General features: G+C 69.3%; 2 protein-coding genes and 1 pseudogene. 2 read left to right on the forward strand and 1 reads right to left on the reverse strand.

The genetic code is table 11. The annotated features are described in order from the left end of the window. Window positions 1–519: 519 nt before the first annotated feature. Window positions 520–1932: a family 2B encapsulin nanocompartment shell protein gene (locus IA22_RS0133510; protein ID WP_014157664.1), complete on the reverse strand. Its 1413-nt coding sequence runs from the start codon at window positions 1930–1932 to the stop codon at window positions 520–522. A 1258-nt stretch (window positions 1933–3190) separates the two neighbouring features. On the opposite strand from IA22_RS0133510, the gene ectA reads away from it, so the two are divergent. Both ectA and IA22_RS36710 read left to right on the forward strand, forming a co-directional pair. Next, window positions 3191–3748 carry a diaminobutyrate acetyltransferase gene (ectA, locus tag IA22_RS0133520; RefSeq protein WP_030125851.1) on the forward strand — a complete coding sequence of 186 codons (558 nt, stop codon included), beginning with the start codon at window positions 3191–3193 and terminating at the stop codon, window positions 3746–3748. Then, window positions 3745–3919, forward strand: a pseudogene (locus IA22_RS36710) (diaminobutyrate--2-oxoglutarate transaminase); the annotation flags it as partial. The gene ectA and the pseudogene IA22_RS36710, both read left to right, overlap by 4 nt.

Raw genomic sequence — 3919 nt, forward strand, 5'->3', positions numbered from 1 at the left:
CCCCAAGCGGCCTGGGCACGGCGGGGCGCCGCCCGTGTCCCCCGGGGGGGCGCCGGGGCCCGCCGCCCCCCCCCGCGCGCGCCGCGGGGGGGGGGGCGGGGGCGCCCGCCGCCCCCCCCGGGGGAGCCGGCCGCCCCCCCGCCGTGCCCAGGCCGCTGGGGCCACGCAGGAGCCGCTCCAGCCCGGCGCTCGGAGCCGGCGCCCCGGCTGCCGGGGCTGCGGGGAGGGGCCGCGCGGCGAGAGCGGACGCGCTGGTCACGGGAGGGGCGGGCAGGGAGGGAGTGCCGGGCGGGCCGCCGGTCACGACCTCCACATCGAGTGCGTGCGCCGCGGCGGAGGCGAGCAGGTGCGCCCCGAAGCGGGAAGCGGCCTCCGGCAGGCTCGACCGTGGTGGTGGCAGCTCAGGTGCGGTCATCCAAGGCTCCTTGGGTGGGGGTGTGGCGGTGTCCCGTGGCCCTCCGGAGTCCGCGCGACCGTGCCCTGAGGATTTCGGTCCCGTGCCGTCCGGGGGTGGGTCCGCTACCTGGGCCAGCGGGCGATCTGCACGTTCTCCATCACGCCCACCGCGTCCGGCACGAGGATCGCGGCCGAGTAGTAGGTGGTCACGAGATAGGACGTGATCGCCTTCTCGTCGAGTCCCATGAAGCGGACCGACAGGCCCGGTTCGTACTCGTCCGGCAGTCCGGTCTGGTGCAGACCGATGACGCCCTGGTTCTCCTCGCCGGTACGCATGGCGAGGATCGAGCTGGTCTTCTCCTCGGTGACCGGGATCTTGTTGCAGGGGAGGATCGGGACCCCGCGCCAGGCCGGGACCTGCTGCCCACCGAGGTCGGCGTGGTCCGGGTAGATCCCCCGCGCGTTGAACTCACGCCCGATCGCCGCGATGGTCCTGGGGTGCGCGAGGAAGAACTTGGTGCCGCGGCGCCGGCAGAGCAGTTCGTCCATGTCGTCCGGGGTCGGCGGGCCGGAGTGCGTCTGGATGCGCTGCTTGAAGTCGGCGTTGTGGAGCAGGCCGAACTCCCGGTTGTTGATCAGCTCGTGCTCCTGGCGCTCGCGCAGCGCCTCGATGGTGAGCCTGAGCTGTTCCTCGGTCTGGTTCATCGGACCGTTGTAGAGGTCGGCGACCCTCGTGTGGATCCGCAGGATGGTCTGCGCGACCGAGAGCTCGTACTCCCTGGGCTTCAGTTCGTAGTCGACGAACGCGCCGGGCAGTTCCTGCTCGCCGACGTGACCGGCCGACATCGCGATCTCGGCCTCGCCACGGTGGTTCTGCCGCCGCTGGGAGAGCGACGCGAACGTGTCGAGGTGGGCCCGCAGGCTCGCCGCGTGGGACTGCACGGCGGCGAAGTCCGCACGTGACAAGGTGAGGAGGGTGCCCGACGTCTCGGCCGTGGCGGTGTTCTCCCAGCGGGCGTCCTCGTCCAGCAGCGCGTGCTCCCCGAACCGGTCGCCGTCTGCCAGCACGTCCAGGACGACCTCGTCGCCGTAACTCCCCACGGAGGTCTGGTTGATGCGGCCGTGCGCGATCAGATGCAGTTTGTCCGCGGGTGTTCCGCGCTCCACCAGTGTCTCGCCGGCGCGGAACTCGCGTTGTACGCACCGATCGGCGATCGCGGTCAGGACGTCCAGGTCGTCGAAGCCCCGGAGCAGGGCCAGTTCGCCGAGTTCACGGGGAATGACACGGACGTCGGCGCCGTCCTGGACGAACTCCACGGTCCCGTCGCCGACGGTGTAGCTCAGGCGACGGTTGACCCGGTAGGCCCCGCCCTTGGTCTCCACCCAGGGCAGCATGCGCAGCAGCCAGCGGGAGGAGATCTCCTGCATCTGCGGGGCGGACTTGGTGGTGTGGGCGAGGTTGCGGGCAGCCGCTGTGCCAAGACTGGACTGCCGCGGCAGTTCCAGTCGCACGTCCGGGGTCGAGTCGACAGTCATCGGCACGCTCTCCTTGGTCAGGTCGGTGGCACACGTATGCGGACGCCGTCGGGCGAAAGGGGAAAAGGTGGTGAATGAACGGGAACCCGTCCAGATCCAGGGGAACACTAATGGCGGCTTCCGCCCTGGGACCAAGGCGAGCCGACGACATTAACTCGATACGATGATCGCGGCCGCATGATGTTTGTGCGGGTACCGAATAGATTCAGCCGCAGCCCGTGGCGTGCGTGCGGTCCTCCGTGCCGCGCTCCGGCGGTGCGCGGCGCGCGAGGAAACGCATGCCGAAGGGCTGCGTAAGCCGTCGGGCGCCCGGGATCGCGCGGATCGCCCGGTGCCGGAGGGGCGACTGTCCGTCGACTCCCTGCTCGGTACGCGGCAACGCCGAGGTCACGGCACGACGTCGGAAACGCGACAACGCCGGGAGTGTGACCACCCGGCGGAAGCGATACTGCGGCGCACCCCGGGTGGCCGAGCCGTGCGGAGCCGCCGGCGCCGGTCCTCCCGCGCTCGGTTCTCAGGGCGACCGGGCCCGGCAGGCGACAGTGATGACTTCGGCGGGGCCCGGGCTCACGAAGCGTTCCGGGCCGTCCGCCGTGATCTCCCGCCTGACGCACGGTTCTGCCGGGAGCGGGTCCGCGCCGCGGTGGCGGTCGCGCCCGACGGCCTCCGTCACCCCGTACCTCGCCGCGGGCGAGTCCGCTCGCCGGTCCGTGAGCAGGCAGGCCCGGCCTCGGGGTCGGCGGGAGTGGCCGGAATTACACATCCGCAATCAGGTGCATCCGGCAGGTGAATTACCGCGAGCCGCCAGATGCCCGAATTTTTGACAGGAATCACCCGAACGGAGTCGGGGGCGGTGAGGAAAGCGCACAGGTCTTCACGGAGTGGTCGGCGGGGTTCACCGGCGATCGGAACTGTTCCGGCAATCAGAAAAGAAACTCGCCGAACGTCCGCGTCGGGTGAAGTTGCTTCGGAAGGCCGCCGTCGAGCTCGCACTTTCGGTCGACATTCGTGCCACAGTTCTCCTGTGGACCGGAGAGGTCCGCTGGTCTAACATGATCCGGGGCGGTGCTGCGAGATGATCACGTGGTGCCGCTGACCAGCCGATTGCCCTGGTCCCGACCCGCATTTCCGGAAAGTATTTTCGTCAATCAATTCGCTTCGCACATATGTTGGTACACGCTCGATCCGAAGAGCGTCACACGCTTCTCGCGGGTTCATTCCCGCCTTGTGTATCGAGGTGAGACGGAGGTGTGGGCCGATGGTGAGGTCAAGGGAACAGATGGCGGAGCCCACGATCGATGACGGGGCTTCGGCTTGGAGAATCGCTCGCGATTCCCGTGTGCTCGACGTGAATTCCTCGTACAGCTATCTGCTGTGGTGCCGTGACTTCGCAGCGACCTCCGTGGTCGCCCGCGACGAAAGCGGAGAGGCCGTCGCCTTCGTGACGGGTTACATACGCCCGGAAGCCCCCGGCAGCCTCGTCATCTGGCAGATCGCCGTGGACGGCGATCGACGAGGCCGAGGCCTGGCCGGCGCCATGCTGGACCACCTCACCACCCGTCTGCGCGACAAGGGCGTCCTCCAGCAGCTGGAGACGACCATCAGTGCCGACAACGACGCGTCACAACGGCTCTTCCTCTCCTTCGCCGCTCGGAACGGGGCGTCGGTGGAGCGTGAGCTGCTGTTCCCCTCAGGGCTCTTCCCGGACGCACACGAGTCCGAACACCTGTACCGGATCGGGCCGCTGGCCCACCCACCTGCCTCGTCGATCGAGACCCGGTTCTCGGACGTCCGGCGCACTAGGAGCGTGTCATGAACAACCCGCGTGCCCTGAGTGTTTTCGAGTCCCTCGAGTCCGAGGTGCGCAGCTACTGCCGTGGCTGGCCGACGGTCTTCGACCGTGCGCAGGGTGCCCGGCTCACGGATGAGGACGGACACTCGTACCTGGACTTCTTCGCCGGTGCCGGGTCGTTGAACTACGGCCACA

The sequence above is a fragment of the Kitasatospora papulosa genome, assembly GCF_000717245.1.
In the GTDB taxonomy this organism is placed as follows: Bacteria; Actinomycetota; Actinomycetes; order Streptomycetales; family Streptomycetaceae; genus Streptomyces; species Streptomyces papulosus.